Raw genomic sequence first — 14,586 nt, 5'->3', positions numbered from 1 at the left:
TCGAGACATGGCCAGAAACCTGGCATCGCAGCCGGGTGTTTCGAGTGCTCACCCTTGGCGGGTACGTCGCCTTCGATTTGCCCAGGGCCGTAACCGGGTTGGGTGCGTCGTTGCTGATCGGCATCACGGCAACGCACCTTTACGTGTGGGCCAGCCAAGATGCGGTGCCCCGCTATTTCGAGGTTTACGCCGCCGCGGTGATCGCGCTGTGCCTGGTGTTTGCCAGCTGTTTGGGGTTCGGCCGGAAACCGCGTGTGGCACAGGCGGGTTGGTATTGCGGTAGCCTGCTCGCCGCCGCCGTGCTGGCCGTCGACGTGGTCACCCGCGTGGTCAGCCTGCCCGGCCTGGCGGCCGTGACCGGCAGGTGGGACTTCGCGCCGGCGACGTTTGCGCTCGCCTTCTCGGGCGCCTTCATCGGGTTGCACGGGTCGGTGCTGCTGGGCATCAACGTCGCCTATCCGCAACGGCAGCACTGGACGGACTGAGATGGTGCTCGACTACCCCGCGTGGCTGCGCATCGACCATTGGCTCAACGTCCTGTTCCTGACGTTGTTGTTGCGCAGCGGCATCGAGATTCTCGGCACCCATCCCAAGCTGTACTGGCACGACGACAGCAAGCCCGGCACCGAGTGGGCGCGCTTCACCCCCAAGAAAATGCCGACGGACAAGCTCTACGACACCCTCGACGAGGAGGAGGACTACAGCCCGCTGATCGCCCTGCCCGGCCACAAGAAGCTCGGCATGGGCCGCCATTGGCACTTCTTCTCGGTGATCGGTTGGATCCTGGTGGGGCTTTCCTACTACATCCTGCTGTTCGCGACCGGCCAATGGCACCGGTACTGGCCCTACTCGTGGGAGATATTCGGGGAGGCGTGGAACGACGTCGTCGCCTACATGACGTTCAACCTGCCGCCGCTGCTGCCCAACGAACCGCTCGACGCAATCCAGAAGCTGACCTACGCCGGGGTCATCTTCGTGCTCGCCCCCTTCCAGATTCTCAGCGGCGCGGCGCAATCCCCGGCGATCGAGGCCCGGTTCCCCTGGTATGTGCGGCTGTGGGGCGGGCGGCAATCCGCGCGCAGCCTGCACTTCCTGGGCTTGCTCGCCTTCCTGGTGTTCATCGCGATCCACGTGTCGATGGTCTTCTTCTGGGGCTGGGGTCAACTCAACGCCTCGATGATCTTCGGCTCCGTGCGCAACCTCAGCTTGGCAATCGTGTTGTCGTTCGTGATCATCGGCGCGATCGTCGCCGTCCACGTCGCGGCCACGGTGTGGAGCCTGCGCCGGCCCCGCCAGGTGCACCGCATACTCGGTGCCGTCAACACGCGGGCCAAGCTGATCCTGCTGCGCCCGCTGGACTCGCGACAGAACTATCCGGAAAGCAAGCTGTCGGCCGAACACCGTGTCAACGGCAAGCCGCCGTGTTCGACCGAGTACAAGGTGATGGCGGTGCACGACTTCGTCGACTGGCGGCTGCAGGTCGGCGGGCTCGTCGAGCGGCCGGTGACCTTGGACCTTGCCGGGCTGCGGGCGCTGGCCGAGCCGGAACGGCAACGGGTTTTGCACAACTGTGTCCAGGGTTGGTCGAGCATCGGTGAGTGGGAGGGGCTTTCGCTCGCCGCGCTGGCGGACCTGGTGCGCCCGCTTCCACAGGCGCGCTACGTGTGCTTCCTGACCATGCAGGACAACAGCCGCGACGAACCGAGCTCGCAGGGGGAGGGACAGTTCTACGAGGTGATGGATCTCGAGCTGGCCTACAAGCCGCAGACGATCCTGGCGTACGCGATGAACGGAAAGCCGTTGCCCATCAAGCACGGTGCGCCGCTGCGCCTTCGGGTGGAGACGCAGGTGGGCTTCAAGATGGCGAAATGGATCTACCAGATCGAGTTCGTCGACGACCATCGCGGCATCGGCTACGGCCTGGGCGGTTGGCGCGAGGACAACATCCACTACGACAAGGACGTGGAGATCTGACATGGGCGCTCCCACCGACAACGTCGCCGACAAAGCAACGGTGCGCCCCGAGCTGTTCGCCCTGGATGCCCCGTCGCGCGAGCGGGTGCTCGAGCAGATCGCGGCGAAGGGCGGTTACTGCGAATCGTGTGGCGAAAAGGACTTCGACGTCGGTCACGCGTTGTATCTCGGCTTCCTCTTCCTCGACGAGGATTTCGACGCGTACATGGTCGCGCTGACCTGTCGCAACCCGCAGTGCCCCAAACCGCGGACCGGAATCGTCCTGCCCGAGAAGGATTTTCTCAGCGAGACCCTGCGCGACGACGGAAGCGCTTGGCCGTTGCGGGCCCGGCGTCGGTGAAATTCGGGTGAGCGAGCCGGAATCGATCGATCAGGCGCGATAGCCCGCGCAGCTCGTCGCACAGCGCGCGGAGCCTGCGCTCGTCCGCGGCCGCGAGCCGGCCCAGCGAGCTGTAGTGCACCAGCCGGCGCAGCCGCCCGGCCAGCACCGTGCCCCACCTGATGCTGAAGTCGTACCGCTCGCCTTCGCTGATCGCCTCCGCGTCATCTTTTTTCGCGAGTTCCTTCAGCGCATCGATCTGTGCGGTGATCAATTCGACGTCGTCGTCGATCTCGATCGCCGTGCGAACGGGATCTTGTGTTGTGCTCATTGCCATCTCCTCAGGCTTCACAGGTGCGGTTTGGCGACGCTGACCACATGGGCCGTGCCGGCCAGGGTGAGGTAGACGCGGTGGGGTCCGATGGCCATGCCCGTCAGCCCGGCGGATCGGGCCGCGCCCGGGGGCAGCGCGGCCCGGTAGTCGATGACGCGGATCACCGGAATCTTGCGGTCCGGGAAGCCGGTGAAGCTGTTCGTCTCGAGCACCACCACCTCGTGGTCGGTGGCGGCGTAGATGCGGGTGTCGTCGGTGCCGAGTTCGCGGATCGGCGACGGCAGCCGGGCGCTGGCCAGCACCTGCAATCCGTTCTCGCCATGACGTGCGTCGACGACATACAGCATTTCGTCGTCGTGGCCGGCGACGTAGCTGCGTTCGACCGTGGCGCCGTCGCCCGCCGAGACCGCGACGTCCATGTCCAATGAACCTTGTTCCTCGGGGGGCGACGAGGGTCCCTCGTAGTAGCGGATCCCCGAGGGCCCGTAGAGGTGGTAGTCGATCTCGCGGCCACGATTGGCCCCGTCGATGCTGTCCGCGGGCTCGCCGGAGATCCCCGCGCTCGGCAATTTGCGCAGGCCGTATTGGTCCACCGGCGTGACCGACCGGCCGTCCGCCGACAGGGCGAGCAAGATCCGCATTCCCGCGTCTTCGGCGAGGTAGGCCGGCGCGGGGCCGGCGTCGAAATCGCCGACCTGGCGCAGGCTTTCGAGGCCGACCTCGGCGACGCGGCCGCGCTCCGGCTGCGGCACGAACACGATCCGGTCGTCCTTCTGGCTGATCTGCAGATTGCGTCCCACCGCCATCGGGGCGGACAGCCGCGTCTTGGCATTTTGGTCGTGGGCGCCGCCGGTGACCTCGGCCACCCTGTCGTCGTCGGTGAGCGCGACGAGGGCGTTGAGGCGATACGACCACACCGGCTTGTGCAACACCGCGCCGACCGACCACAGCGCAACCTCCGGGGCGCTCTCCAGCGACGTCCCCGGGGCCGCACAACCGGCCACCGCCAGGACCGCACCGAGGACGCCCAAGCGCCGGAGCAGGCATGCGCGATCGCCCATGTCCTAGCAGTACCCCCGCTCTGCCCCGCTACACCCCATGACCTGGGGGAAGTTTTGCCCCCTCCCGCCGAGCGTCGCGCCAGCGTGGCAAGCGGCGCCGAGCGTCACGCCAGCGTGACGTTGAGGGTCGGCGGCTGTCGCCGGGCGCCGAGTTTCGCGCGGGCACGCAGGGGTACGCCCATTTCCATGACGACACTGGGCTACTTCCTGTCCTGCGAAGAATTCCCATCCGATGAACTGGTTCGCCAGGCCGTGCGCGCCGAAGCCGAGATCGCGCCGGAGTTCGCCGCCTGAGGCCAGCGCATGAGCACCACGAAGACGACCAGCGCGGCGCGTTATCTGCCCGAGGATCGCCGCCTCGACTCGCTGAGGTCGGCGGCCGAAAGATGCCGGGGCTGCACGCTTTTCCAGGACGCCACCCAAACGGTCTTCGGTCACGGACCCCCCGGCGCGTCGCTCATGCTGGTCGGTGAGCAACCGGGCGACCAGGAGGATCGCGCCGGCCTGCCGTTCGTCGGCCCCGCGGGGCGGTTGCTGGCCCGGGCGCTCGACGATGCCGGCCTGGATCCCGGACTGACGTACCAGACGAACGCCGTCAAGCATTTCAAGTTCACCCGCAAGCAACGCAAGCGGCGGATACACCAAAAGCCCAGCCGCACCGAGGTCGTCGCGTGCCGGCCGTGGCTCATCGCGGAGATCGAGGCCGTGGCGCCGCAGGTGATCCTGTGCCTCGGCGCGACCGCCGCGCAGGCGCTGATGGGGCCGTCGTTCCGGGTCTCCACCGAGCGCGGCAAGGTGGTGGCGCTGCCGTCGGATCTCGAGTTCTACCCCGAGCCGAGCCTGGTGGCGACCGTGCACCCGTCGGCGGTGCTGCGTGACCGCAGCGACGGGCGCGAGGAGGCCTACAAGCTATTCGTCGGCGATTTGCGCAGCGCGCGCGCCGCTCTCGCGCGCGGATAGCGCCGCGGCGATCACCTGCGCGAGGTGCATCGGCTTGTGGTCGGCGGAGAGCTCGCGAATCTGGGTGCGGCAGCTGAACCCGTCGGCCAGCACCAGGGCGTCGGGATCGGCGTCGCGCAGCGCGGGCATCAGCTTGTCCTCGGCGCAGGCGACCGACACCTCGTAGTGACCGTTTTCGAAGCCGAAATTGCCGGCCAGGCCGCAGCATCCGGCGTCGAGGACCTCGGTGTCGACGCCGGCGTCGACGAGCAGCTGCTTGTCGTCGCCGTAACCCATGATCGCGTGCTGGTGGCAGTGCGGCTGAACCACGGCCCGGGCGCCGATCTGCGGGGGCTCCCAGTCCGGCGCCTTGCGCGCCAACAGCTCGCCGAGCGTGAAGGTCTGCTTGGCCAGCCGGTGCGCGTCCTCGTCGCCGAAAAGGAGCTCGGGCAGATCGGAGCGAAACACCGCGGCGCAGCTGGGTTCCAGCACCACCACCGGGGTGCTCGCCCGCAGCGCCGGGCGCAGCGCCGTAAGGGTGCGCCGCAGAACGCGTTTCGCGACCTTCAACTGTCCGGTGGAGATCCAGGTCAGCCCGCAGCACACGGTGCGCCGCGGGACCTCGACGTCGAAGCCCGCCGCCTTGAGCACCGCGACGGCGGCCCGCCCCACCTCGGGTTCGAAGTTGTTGACGAAGCTGTCCGGCCAGAGCACCACGCGCCCACGCGGTGCCGCGCCGGCGGTCGGCGGGCGGTGGGAGAACCAGCTGGTGAACCTCTCGTCGGCGAAGCGGGGCAGCTCGCGGCGCGGGTCGATCCCGCCGACCTTCTTGACGACCTTCGACAAACCGCGCGCATGCGTGACGGAGTTCAGCAGGTGCGGCATGGTCGCAGCCAGCCGGGCCCACAGCGGGATCCAGCCCATCGAGTAGTGCGCCATCGGCCGCAGCCGGCGCCGATAGTGATGAAACAGGAACTCCGCCTTGTAGGTGGCCATGTCGACGTCGACCGGGCAGTCGCTGCGACAACCCTTGCAGGCCAGGCAGAGATCCAGCGCGTCGTGCACCTCCGTGGAGCGCCAGCCGTCGGTGATCACGTCACCCTGCACCATCTCGAACAGCAGCCGGGCCCGCCCGCGCGTGGAGTGCTCCTCCTCTTGGGTCGCGCGGTAGCTGGGGCACATCACGCCCGACTCGTCGCCGCGGCACTTGCCCACCCCCACGCAGCGCGCGGCCGCGCGCGAGAAGCGGTGATCGTCGTCCGGATAGGCGAACATGACGTCCGGCTCGGCCGGGCGGTAGTCGACCCCGAAACGCAGGTTCTCATCCAGCTTGTACGGGTGCACGACCTTGCCCGGATTCATCCGGTTGTCCGGGTCGAACAGTGCTTTGGTCTCCTCGAACGCCTTCACCACGCGTTCGCCGAACATGATCGGCAACAGCTCGCCGCGGGATTGGCCGTCACCGTGCTCGCCGGACAGCGAACCGCCGTATTTCACCACCAGCCGCGCCGAATCCTCCACGAAGGAACGGTAATTGGCCACGCCCTCGGCGGTGCGCAACACGAAGGGAATGCGTGTGTGGACGCAGCCCTGGCCGAAATGCCCATACAGCGAGGCGGTTCCGTAGTCGTAGCGCTCGAGTAGGTCGTGGAAATCGCGCAGGTAGTCGCCCAGCCGGTGCGGCGGCACGGCGGCGTCCTCCCAGCCCTCGTGGGTCTCGGGCTCGTTGGGCGGGTACGCGGTGGCACCGAGCCCGGCCTCGCGCGCGGCCCAGACCTCCTTCTTGCGGGTCGGGTCGTCCAGGACGGTGACGCCGTTGTGCGACACCTTGTGCAGCGCGTCGATCATCGACTTGGCCTTGCGGTCGGCGTCGTCCTGGCTGTCGCCGTCGATCTGCACCATCAGCCAGGCGTTGCCGTCGGGCAGCTGGCGCAGCGCCTGCTCGGCCAGCCGCTGTGAATGCTCGAGTTCGACCAGCCGGTGATCAAGACCCTCCAGCGCCGCGGGGTCGTGCTCGAGCACGGCCGGCACCGCGTCGGCCGCCGCGGCGACGTCGTCGAAGCCCATGACCACCAGCGCGTTGGCCGCCGGTATGCGAACCAGCTGCAGCTCCGCCCGCAGCACGGTGACCAGAGTGCTCTCCGAACCGACCAGCGCCTTGGCGACGTGAAACCCGTTCTCGGGCAACAGCGAATCGAGGTTGTACCCGGAGACCCGTCGCGGGATGCTTGGGTAGGTCGACCGGATGTCGTCGGCGTATCTTTCGATCAGCGTCTTCAGGCCGCGATAGATCTCGGCGCGCCTGCCGCCCTCGTCGAGTATCCGCCGGAATTGCTCGTCGTCCGTCGGGCCGACCCACATGCGCAGCCCGTCGTAGGTGACCACCTCGAGGCGGCGCACGGAATCGACCATCTTGCCGTACGCCTGCGCGGTGGAACCACACGAGTTGTTGCCGATCATGCCGCCGATCGCGCAGCTGACGTGGGTGGACGGCTTGGGGCCCACCATCCAGCCCGTCGATGCCAGCGCGTCGTTGAGCGCATCGAGCTTGATTCCCGTCTCCACCACCGCGATTCCCGCGTCGGTGTCCACGGAGCCGATCCGGGTGCAGTACTTGCTCCAGTCGATCACCACCGCCGCGTTGCAGCACTGCCCGGCCAGGCTGGTGCCGCCGCCCCGGGACAGCACGGGCAGGTCGTGCCGGCGGCACACGTCGATGGCCTTGGCCCCGGCGTCCGGGGTGCGCGGCACGACCACGCCGATGGGCACCTGCCGGTAGTTGGAGGCGTCGGTGGAGTAGGTCGCGCGCGAGCCGGGGTCGAAGCGGACCTCCCCGTCGACGTTGGCGCGCAGCTCATCGGCCGCCGCTTCGAACAATCTCGGCGTTCGGTCCCGTGTCGCGGTCACGTCAGCTCTTCTTGTGGGGCAGGAACTCTTGCATCTTGGTCTTGAGGCCGACCTTGGCGAAGCCGGTGCGGTTTTCGTCGCCGCCCAGCACAGCCGCGGTGAGGGACTTGAACTGGTCCCATTCGGCGTGCGGCGGGATCGGCGGCATGTCCGGGTCGGTGTAGACGTCCATCACGGTCGGGCGGTCGGCCGATAGCGCCTCGCGCCAGGCGTCGCCGAGTTCCTCCGGGTCTTTGATGGACATCGCGTTGAGGCCGAGGCTGGCCCCGAACGCCGCGAAGTCGACGTCGGGAAGTGCTTGGGAATCAACGAATTTGGGCGCACCCGCCATGGCGCGCATTTCCCAGGTGACCTGGTTGAGATCGTGGTTGTGCAGGACCGCCACGATCAGCCGGGGATCGTCCCATTGCTGCCAGTACCGTTTGATCGTGATCAGTTCGGCCATGCCGTTCATCTGCATAGCACCGTCCCCGACGAACGCGATGACCGGCCGCCCCGGGTGGGCGAATTTCGCGCCGATGGCGTACGGGACGCCGGGGCCCATGGTGGCGAGGTTGCCCGACAGCGAACCGCGCATGTTCCCGCGGAACCGCAGGTTTCGCGCGTACCAGTTGGCCGCCGAGCCGGAATCGGCGGTGACGATCGCGTCGTCGGGCAGCTGCGGGGACAGCTCGGAGAACAGCCGCAGCGGGTTGATCGGGTGGGCGGCGACGTGCGCCTCCATCTCCATGGTTTCCCACCACCGGGCGACGTTGGCCTCGATGCCCTCGCGCCACGACCGGTCCTCCTTGCGGCGCAGGTGCGGGATCAGCGCCCGCAGTGCGGATTTCGCGTCGGCGACCACGTTAATCGCGTAGGGGTAGCGCATCCCGATCATCCGGCCGTCGATGTCGATCTGCACGGCCTTGGCTTGCCCGAACTCGGGCATGAATTGGGTGTAGGGGAAGCTGGACCCCACCGTGAGCAGGGTGTCGCAGTCGCGCATCAGCTCGTAACTCGGCCGCGTGCCCAGCAGCCCGATAGCGCCTGTGACCCAAGGCAATTCGTCGGGCAGCACGTCCTTGCCCAGCAGCGCCTTGGCGGCGCCGGCGCCGAGTAGGTCGGCAACCTCGATGAGCTCGTCCCGCGCCTCCCGCGCGCCCTGGCCCACCAGCATCGCGACCCTGGTGCCCTCGTTGAGGATCTGCGCCGCGCGCGCGATCGCCTCGTCGTCGGGGGAGACGGCCGGCCATTCGATGCCCAGACTGGAGGGCACCATCTTGAAGGCGTGGGTGGGCGGCGAGTACTCCAGTTCCTGCACATCGGACGGGATGATCAGCGCGGTCGGGGCGCGCTGGCTCACCGCCACCCGGATGGCGCGGTCCAGGCAGTTGGGCAATTGCTCCGGGACGGTGACCATTTGGACGTAGTCGCTGGCGACGTCCTTGTACAGGCTGAGCAGGTCGACCTCCTGTTGGTAGGACCCGCCCATGGCGCTGCGGTTGGTCTGCCCGACGATCGCCACCACCGGCACGTGGTCGAGTTTGGCGTCGTACAGGCCGTTGAGCAGGTGAATCGCTCCGGGCCCCGACGTGGCCATGCAGACCCCGACGCGCCCGGTGAATTTCGCATAACCGACCGCTTCGAACGCGCTCATCTCCTCGTGGCGCGACTGGATGAACTTCGGCTGGTTGTCCGCCCGGCCCCAGGCCGCGAGGATGCCGTTGATCCCGTCGCCGGGATAGGCGAAGACGTGCTTGACGTCCCATGCCCGCAACCGCTCCAGCAGGTAGTCGCCGACCTCTTGTTTGGACATTAATTTCCCTCCTAGACAACGGGGTTCGAAAGATTCGGAAGTCGCGTGCTCCCGGTTACCGGCGCCATCGTCGTAGCCGCCGCGCCGCCGCCCCGGCCGCGGTGGCAAGGGCCGCCGTCGCCGCGCCGCCCAGCACGCCGTGGTGCTGGGAGCCCCAGAGTTGGATGCTGCTGCTCGTGGACCGGTCGTCGAAGATGCCGTGGGCGCCGTAATCCCGGCTCGCGTCGGCGGGTTCCCACAGGTTCACCGGCTGGTCGGGCGGGCGGGGGTCGTCGGTCTGCTGTGAATCGAAGCCGGTGCGGGCGAGATAGCGATCCAGCACGCCGGGCGCTATCGCGTTGGCGGCCAGGGTTCCCACGGTGGAGCCGCCCACCCAATACTCGCGTCGCCGTGGGTGATCCGCGGCGTGCAGCACCGCCCGCGCGCAGACCTCGGGCTGGTAGATCGGCGGGACCGGCTGGGCCTGCCTGGGCAGGCGCGAGAGCACCCAGGAGAACTGCGGGGTGTTGACCGCCGGCATCTGCACCATGGTGACGCGGACCTTGCTGCGTTCGTGCAGCAGCTCGCAGCGCAACGCCTCGTTGAAACCCTGGATCGCGTGCTTGGCACCGCAGTAGGCGCTTTGCAGCGGGATGCCCCGGTAGGCGAGCGCGGACCCGACCTGCACGACGGTGCCGGCGTTGCGGGGCCTCATCCGGCGCAGCGCCGCCATGGTGCCGTACACGAAGCCGAGGTAGCTGACCTCGGTGACGCGTCGGAACTCCGCGGGCGTGATTTCCCAGAACGGGGCGAAAACCGAAGTGAACGCGACGTTCACCCACACGTCTATGGGCCCGAAGGTCCGTTCGACCTCCTCGGCGGCGGCCTCGCACTGGTCGGCGTCGGCCACGTCGGTGGGTATCACGCAGGCCTTGCCCCCGGCGGCCTCGACGTCGCGGGCCGCGGCGCGCAGCCCCTCCTCGCCGCGGGCCAGCAGGCCGACGTGGGCGCCCCGCGCCCCGAACGCGGTGGCCGTCGCGCGCCCGATGCCGCCGCTGGCACCGGTGACCACCACCGTCTGACTCGCGCGCGCGCCCTCTCCGCTCCCCACAAGCTGACGTGATACCCGCATTTTCGGCGGCTATTCGTCACCGGGACCATTTCTTACGACGGCGGTTGTGGAATCGCCAAGCCGAGATGGGTCACGCGCTCTTGGCCAGCGTGGCCAAGCCGGATGCGCTGTCGTCCTTGGCCACGCGTCGGATCAGCAGGCGGGTCGCCTTCTCCAGGATTTCCTGAGCGGCCTCGGGCCGGCGGGTGCGCCCGGCGCGACGTGCCGCCGCGGCGATGGTCTGCCCCTGCCGGTAGCCGGTGACGACGCGCGGATCCACGTAGGAGCCGCGGGCGACGGCCGGGGTGTTGCCCAGCTCCTCGGCGACCTCGCACATGACCGCCGCCTCGACGCGCTTTGCCACCCGCTGCGAGACGGCGGGGTCCGCATCGGCGAAGGCCGCGGCGGCCAGCACCGTCCCGTGCCAGGTCCGCAGGTCCTTGACGGTGTACTCGTCGCCCACGAGCTCCTTGAACCGGGCATTGAGGTCCTCAGCCCGGATGTTGACCCAGCCGGATGCGGTGCGGCACACCAGCAATCGTTCGGTGCGCCCGTCGCGGCGCATCAGTGCGCGCACCGCGCGCACCACCGCGGGATCCTCGACCTCGAGGGTTCGCCGCACCCCGCTCTTGGCGGGATAGTCGAATTCGACCGTGTCCCGGCGCACCGTCACGTGCTCACACAGCAGGGTGGCGATGCCGTAGGACTCGTTTTCCTCGGCGTATTGCTCACCGCCCGCGCGAAAGTAACCGCGATCGAGCAGGCGCAGCGCCAGCGCCAGCACGCGCTCGCGCGTCAGGCCTCGCCCCGCGAGGTCCGCGGCGATGCGGTCGCGCCACGCCGGCAGTTGCGTGGACAGTTCCAGCACGCGGTCGAACTTCTCCTCGGCGCGCTCCTGGTGCCAGGCCTCGTGGTAGAGATACTGGCGTCGGCCGGCCGCGTCGGTGCCCACGGCCTGAATGTGGCCGGTGGGATGCGGCGAGATCCAGACTTTCTTCCAGGCCGGCGGGATCACCAGCTCCTTGATCCGCTGCAGCGTGCGCTCGTCGTCCAGTCGCTCGCCGTCGGGGCCGTAGTAGGCGAAACCGTTGCCCCGGCGCTTGCGGGTGATCCCCGGCGCGCTGAGCACGCTGCGACGCAGCCGCATCCTCGCCTCCCAGCCCTTCCCAGTCCCGTTGTCTGGCTGGACATCTACCCGCCCGGCGAGCCGTTCATTCACTCCCTATGCCGAAACGACCCGCCACGGCGGTGTGGCGGGTCGCTTCTCCGGAGTATCGGCCGGGTGTCAGCCGGCCATGAACTCCTGGTAGGCCGACTCCAGATTCGGCGGCAGCGCCGTCACGTTGCACTGACGCTCGGTGTCGCCGATGGGTGCCAGGATGCCGCGCAGGTCGTAGTACTCCTGCGGGTGCGCGGTGAAATAGTCGCGCAGGTTGGATGCGGCCTGCGCGCGCGGCTGCCCGTAAGCCGCCGTGACCACCTGGTTGGCATCCGGATGCCCGGCCAGGTACTGCTGGGCCGAGCCGGTCACCGAGGAAACGGTGGCGTTGACACCGGCGGGGCTGCAGTCGGGTGCCGCGGCCGCCGACGGAGCGGCGACGATGCCCACGGCCATTCCCCCAAGAACGCAGCCGGCACCGATACCGGCCACTCGCCGACGCGCGGCGATACTGCTGATTTTCATTTCAGTGATTGTCCTTCGATCAAGTGATTCGCCGAGGCTCCCGAGGCCCGAAATCCAAAGTAGCCGAGGCGAACAGCGCCGGCGTTCGCGCAAAACGAACGCGAATAACCCGTGCAGTCGGCCGTGTGATCAGATGCGCAAAATGAGGCTGGTGTGCTGAGCGAACGGCCAAACAAACGCGGCAATACTGAGAACTCTCAGACAATCCGACTTCCTCTTAGGAAAACGAGATCGCGATCGTAATAAAGCCGTGACCGGAATTTCGGGTGGTCAGCATTCGGTTTCTTCGGCCGACAGCCCATTTGCGCCGTCCGTTGCCACCGTCTCCAGCCACGTGTCGACGTCCGGGCCGAGGACCGTGGCATTGGTCGGGGCCAGCAGCGCGCCCCCGGCGAGTGCGGTCACGGCCGGTTGCACGGCGCGCACGCGGCGGCCATCACCCTGCGATGCGAGCAGTTTCGACGTGAGCTCGGGCAGCCGGATGTCCTGCGGCCCGGCGATGGTGCGCGGGGCGCGAGTCTGGCACAGGGCCGCCTCGACCAGCACGTCGGCGACGGTGTCGGCGGCGATGGGTTGAATCAGCCAGTCCTCGGCCACCACCTCGTCGCCGTCACAGGTCACCGCGGCCGGGTTGGTGGCGAATTCGTGCCACTGTGTGGACTTTACGATGGTCGCCGGCACCGGGCCGTCCAGCACGATTTCCTTCGCCGCGCGTTTGGCCGCGTAGTAGGGCAATCCGTCGAGCGTCGGGTCCTCCACCCCGGCGGGAGTCAACACCACCAGCCGCTGCACCTCGTGCGCGGCGCACGCGGAGACCAGGTTGTGGGTCGCGGTGGTGAGGGTGTCGACGATGTCGGCGTGGCCATCGGGGGGTATCGGGTTGGACGCGTCGATGACGACGTCGACCCCGTCCAGCGCCTCGGTCAGGCCGTGCCCGGAGATCAGATCGACGCCGTGCGCGCGGGCCACCCCGACCACGGAGACACCGCGGCCCTTCAGCCTGGCAATGACGCGGGACCCGGCGGTGCCGGTTGCCCCGACGACAGCGACGATGGTCGTCTCGCGCTCCCTTCGCTGGTTGCCTTCGGTCTGTGCGTCCTGGGCCATCGGGAACGCTGCTATACCCACCGAAACGGTGTCCAAACATGCGCCGGCCGGACTGTGAAGCAACCCAACCTGATTCGAGGTGATTAAGCACACGCGCCGCTCCACCAGGCGAAAGCGGCCGCGACGGTGTGGGCCCGTTTGGCTCGTCGCGCCGCGGGAAGCCGGTAGATGCGGACGCGTTGATTAGCCCGGTCAGCCAACGGGCCCGGCCGATCCGCATCCAGATGAGCGCAAGCTCGCAACCACTAGGGAGGTCGACTCATGAGCGATCAGAAGAGCGGACCACAAGAAGCGGTCCAGGGCGTCGTCGAAGGCATCAAGGGCAAGGCCAAAGAGGTTGGCGGAACCCTGGCCGGCCGCGACGACATAGTCGAAGAGGGCCAGGCGCAGCAGGACAAGGCCGACGCCCAGCGTGACGCCGGCAAGAAGGAGGCCGAAGCCGAATCCGCCCGCGCCGGCGCGAAGGCCGCCGAAGAACGGCAAAAGGAAAATCAGTAACCAATTTCTGAAGGTGGTCCGGTCCGGCTGTCGGGCCGGACCATTTTCGTTGACAAGCGAACTCGCGCTGGATGCGCAGCTAGGCGCGTTCGAGCTCGACCACGAGCGGGCGGTGATCGGATATCGGCATCAGCTCGGCCTCGGTGTCGCCGCCGCGCAGGCGATCGTCGTCGGTCAGGATGTGGTCGAGCTGGCGGCCGGGGGCGTCCGCGGGAAACGTCGCGGCCACGGCCAGGGTCCGCATCCCCGACCAGCGGCGCACCGCCTTGGGAGTCATGTTCAGGTCTCCCATCAGTAGCCGCGGGCCCGGGAATCCGCGCAGGTCGTTGATCAGCCGGCGCAGCTGGCGCCGATTCCAGCCGGGCACGAAGGACAGGTGCGTGTTGGCAACCGTCATCGCGCCCTGCGGGGTGTGCAGCTGTGCGATGACCGCCGCGCGCGGCTCCTCGTCGACGACCATCACCCGGTTGGGTCCCGGCAGGTACATCGGAAACCGCATCGGGATCCGGGGCAATCGCACCACCTGCCAACCGGCCACGGGATACCTTGACAGCAGCGCGATTCCGTACGCGGCGGTCCCGGGCTGTTCACGGCCGGTGGCGGCCATCCAAGTCGCCCCCGGGGTGCCCGAGATCGCGGCCACGAACCGGTGCTCCACGGCCCCCATGGCTTCGGCCGCCGCCGCGGTGAGGTCGGCCCGATCCGACCGCGGCTGCTCGAAGTCGACCTCCTGCAGGGCCAGCACGTCGGGATCGAGGCGCCGCACGCAATCCCGCAGCCGCTGCGGGTCCACGCCATCGCCGACGATGCGACCATGCAGGATGTTGAAGGTCGCCACGCGCATGGTTCCCGGTTACCCATTCCGCGGGGTCAGGCTC

Annotated in this window: 14 protein-coding genes; 5 read left to right on the top strand and 9 right to left on the bottom strand. The window is 68.3% G+C overall.

Going from position 1 to position 14,586, the window contains the following annotated elements:
• Positions 1-44 precede the first annotated feature (44 nt).
• The 3 genes from OQ968_RS12815 to OQ968_RS12805 are packed head-to-tail and all read left to right on the top strand — an operon-like array spanning position 45 to position 2,314.
• The gene (locus OQ968_RS12815; protein WP_324678300.1) at positions 45-485 is read left to right on the top strand and encodes an oxidoreductase; all 441 of its coding nucleotides are present in this window, start codon (positions 45-47) and stop codon (positions 483-485) included.
• A gap of 1 nt (position 486) precedes the next feature.
• Positions 487-1,974 (top strand): molybdopterin-dependent oxidoreductase, encoded by a 1,488-nt coding sequence (locus OQ968_RS12810; RefSeq protein ID WP_324678298.1) that lies wholly within the window; start codon positions 487-489, stop codon positions 1,972-1,974.
• Position 1,975: 1 nt separating this feature from the next.
• Positions 1,976-2,314, top strand: coding sequence for a hypothetical protein (locus OQ968_RS12805; RefSeq protein WP_324678296.1), 339 nt, complete (start codon positions 1,976-1,978; stop codon positions 2,312-2,314).
• Here OQ968_RS12805 and OQ968_RS12800 read toward each other — a convergent pair.
• Together OQ968_RS12800 and OQ968_RS12795 are read right to left on the bottom strand one after the other, a co-directional pair.
• Complete coding sequence (locus OQ968_RS12800; protein ID WP_324678294.1) at positions 2,256-2,624, bottom strand: hypothetical protein; 369 nt, start codon at positions 2,622-2,624, stop codon at positions 2,256-2,258. The genes OQ968_RS12805 and OQ968_RS12800 overlap by 59 nt on opposite strands.
• Positions 2,625-2,641: 17 nt before the next feature.
• Positions 2,642-3,670, bottom strand: coding sequence for a hypothetical protein (locus tag OQ968_RS12795; protein WP_324678624.1), 1,029 nt, complete (start codon positions 3,668-3,670; stop codon positions 2,642-2,644).
• Positions 3,671-3,991: 321 nt separating this feature from the next.
• Here OQ968_RS12795 and OQ968_RS12790 point away from each other — a divergent pair, with 321 nt between their 5' ends.
• Entirely contained in the window at positions 3,992-4,648 is a 657-nt protein-coding gene (locus OQ968_RS12790; RefSeq protein WP_324678291.1) for a UdgX family uracil-DNA binding protein, read from the top strand.
• Here the strand turns inward: OQ968_RS12790 and OQ968_RS12785 are convergent.
• From OQ968_RS12785 to OQ968_RS12760, 6 genes are all read right to left on the bottom strand, one after another.
• The gene (locus OQ968_RS12785) at positions 4,598-7,534 is read right to left on the bottom strand and encodes an FAD-binding and (Fe-S)-binding domain-containing protein (protein WP_324678289.1); all 2,937 of its coding nucleotides are present in this window, start codon (positions 7,532-7,534) and stop codon (positions 4,598-4,600) included. The genes OQ968_RS12790 and OQ968_RS12785 overlap by 51 nt on opposite strands.
• Before the next feature lies 1 nt (position 7,535).
• Positions 7,536-9,329, bottom strand: coding sequence for a thiamine pyrophosphate-requiring protein (locus OQ968_RS12780; RefSeq protein ID WP_324678287.1), 1,794 nt, complete (start codon positions 9,327-9,329; stop codon positions 7,536-7,538).
• Positions 9,330-9,384: 55 nt separating this feature from the next.
• Complete coding sequence (locus OQ968_RS12775; protein WP_324678622.1) at positions 9,385-10,383, bottom strand: SDR family oxidoreductase; 999 nt, start codon at positions 10,381-10,383, stop codon at positions 9,385-9,387.
• Between the two features lie 127 nt (positions 10,384-10,510).
• Entirely contained in the window at positions 10,511-11,566 is a 1,056-nt protein-coding gene (locus OQ968_RS12770) for a DNA topoisomerase IB (RefSeq protein ID WP_324678284.1), read from the bottom strand.
• Positions 11,567-11,704: 138 nt separating this feature from the next.
• Positions 11,705-12,103 carry a heme-binding protein gene (locus OQ968_RS12765; RefSeq protein WP_324678282.1) on the bottom strand — a complete coding sequence of 133 codons (399 nt, stop codon included), beginning with the start codon at positions 12,101-12,103 and terminating at the stop codon, positions 11,705-11,707.
• A 270-nt stretch (positions 12,104-12,373) separates the two neighbouring features.
• A complete protein-coding gene (locus OQ968_RS12760) occupies positions 12,374-13,210 on the bottom strand; it encodes an SDR family oxidoreductase (RefSeq protein ID WP_324678280.1) in 837 nt (278 codons plus the stop codon).
• Between the two features lie 261 nt (positions 13,211-13,471).
• On the opposite strand from OQ968_RS12760, the gene OQ968_RS12755 reads away from it, so the two are divergent.
• Positions 13,472-13,708: a CsbD family protein gene (locus OQ968_RS12755; RefSeq protein WP_324678278.1), complete on the top strand. Its 237-nt coding sequence runs from the start codon at positions 13,472-13,474 to the stop codon at positions 13,706-13,708.
• A gap of 79 nt (positions 13,709-13,787) precedes the next feature.
• Here the strand turns inward: OQ968_RS12755 and OQ968_RS12750 are convergent, their stop codons facing one another.
• Positions 13,788-14,552, bottom strand: a complete 765-nt coding sequence (locus OQ968_RS12750; RefSeq protein ID WP_324678276.1) for an endonuclease/exonuclease/phosphatase family protein — start codon at positions 14,550-14,552, stop codon at positions 13,788-13,790.
• Between the last annotated feature and the right edge of the window lie 34 nt (positions 14,553-14,586).

It is taken from the genome of Mycobacterium sp. 663a-19, from assembly GCF_035616495.1.
Taxonomy (GTDB): Bacteria; Actinomycetota; Actinomycetes; order Mycobacteriales; family Mycobacteriaceae; genus Mycobacterium.
Note: the sequence above shows the minus strand (reverse complement) of the source record. Positions and strands in the feature narration are given on the sequence as shown.

What these genes read in the sequence shown, in the direction of transcription:
- OQ968_RS12810 (WP_324678298.1), top strand. Translation starts at nt 487, where the DNA reads ATGGTGCTCGACTACCCCGCGTGGCTGCGCATCGACCATTGGCTCAAC.
- OQ968_RS12805 (WP_324678296.1), top strand. Translation starts at nt 1,976, where the DNA reads ATGGGCGCTCCCACCGACAACGTCGCCGACAAAGCAACGGTGCGCCCC.
- OQ968_RS12800 (WP_324678294.1), bottom strand. Translation starts at nt 2,624, where the DNA reads ATGAGCACAACACAAGATCCCGTTCGCACGGCGATCGAGATCGACGAC.
- OQ968_RS12790 (WP_324678291.1), top strand. Translation starts at nt 3,992, where the DNA reads ATGAGCACCACGAAGACGACCAGCGCGGCGCGTTATCTGCCCGAGGAT.
- OQ968_RS12780 (WP_324678287.1), bottom strand. Translation starts at nt 9,329, where the DNA reads ATGTCCAAACAAGAGGTCGGCGACTACCTGCTGGAGCGGTTGCGGGCA.
- OQ968_RS12770 (WP_324678284.1), bottom strand. Translation starts at nt 11,566, where the DNA reads ATGCGGCTGCGTCGCAGCGTGCTCAGCGCGCCGGGGATCACCCGCAAG.
- OQ968_RS12765 (WP_324678282.1), bottom strand. Translation starts at nt 12,103, where the DNA reads ATGAAAATCAGCAGTATCGCCGCGCGTCGGCGAGTGGCCGGTATCGGT.
- OQ968_RS12760 (WP_324678280.1), bottom strand. Translation starts at nt 13,210, where the DNA reads ATGGCCCAGGACGCACAGACCGAAGGCAACCAGCGAAGGGAGCGCGAG.
- OQ968_RS12755 (WP_324678278.1), top strand. Translation starts at nt 13,472, where the DNA reads ATGAGCGATCAGAAGAGCGGACCACAAGAAGCGGTCCAGGGCGTCGTC.
- OQ968_RS12750 (WP_324678276.1), bottom strand. Translation starts at nt 14,552, where the DNA reads ATGCGCGTGGCGACCTTCAACATCCTGCATGGTCGCATCGTCGGCGAT.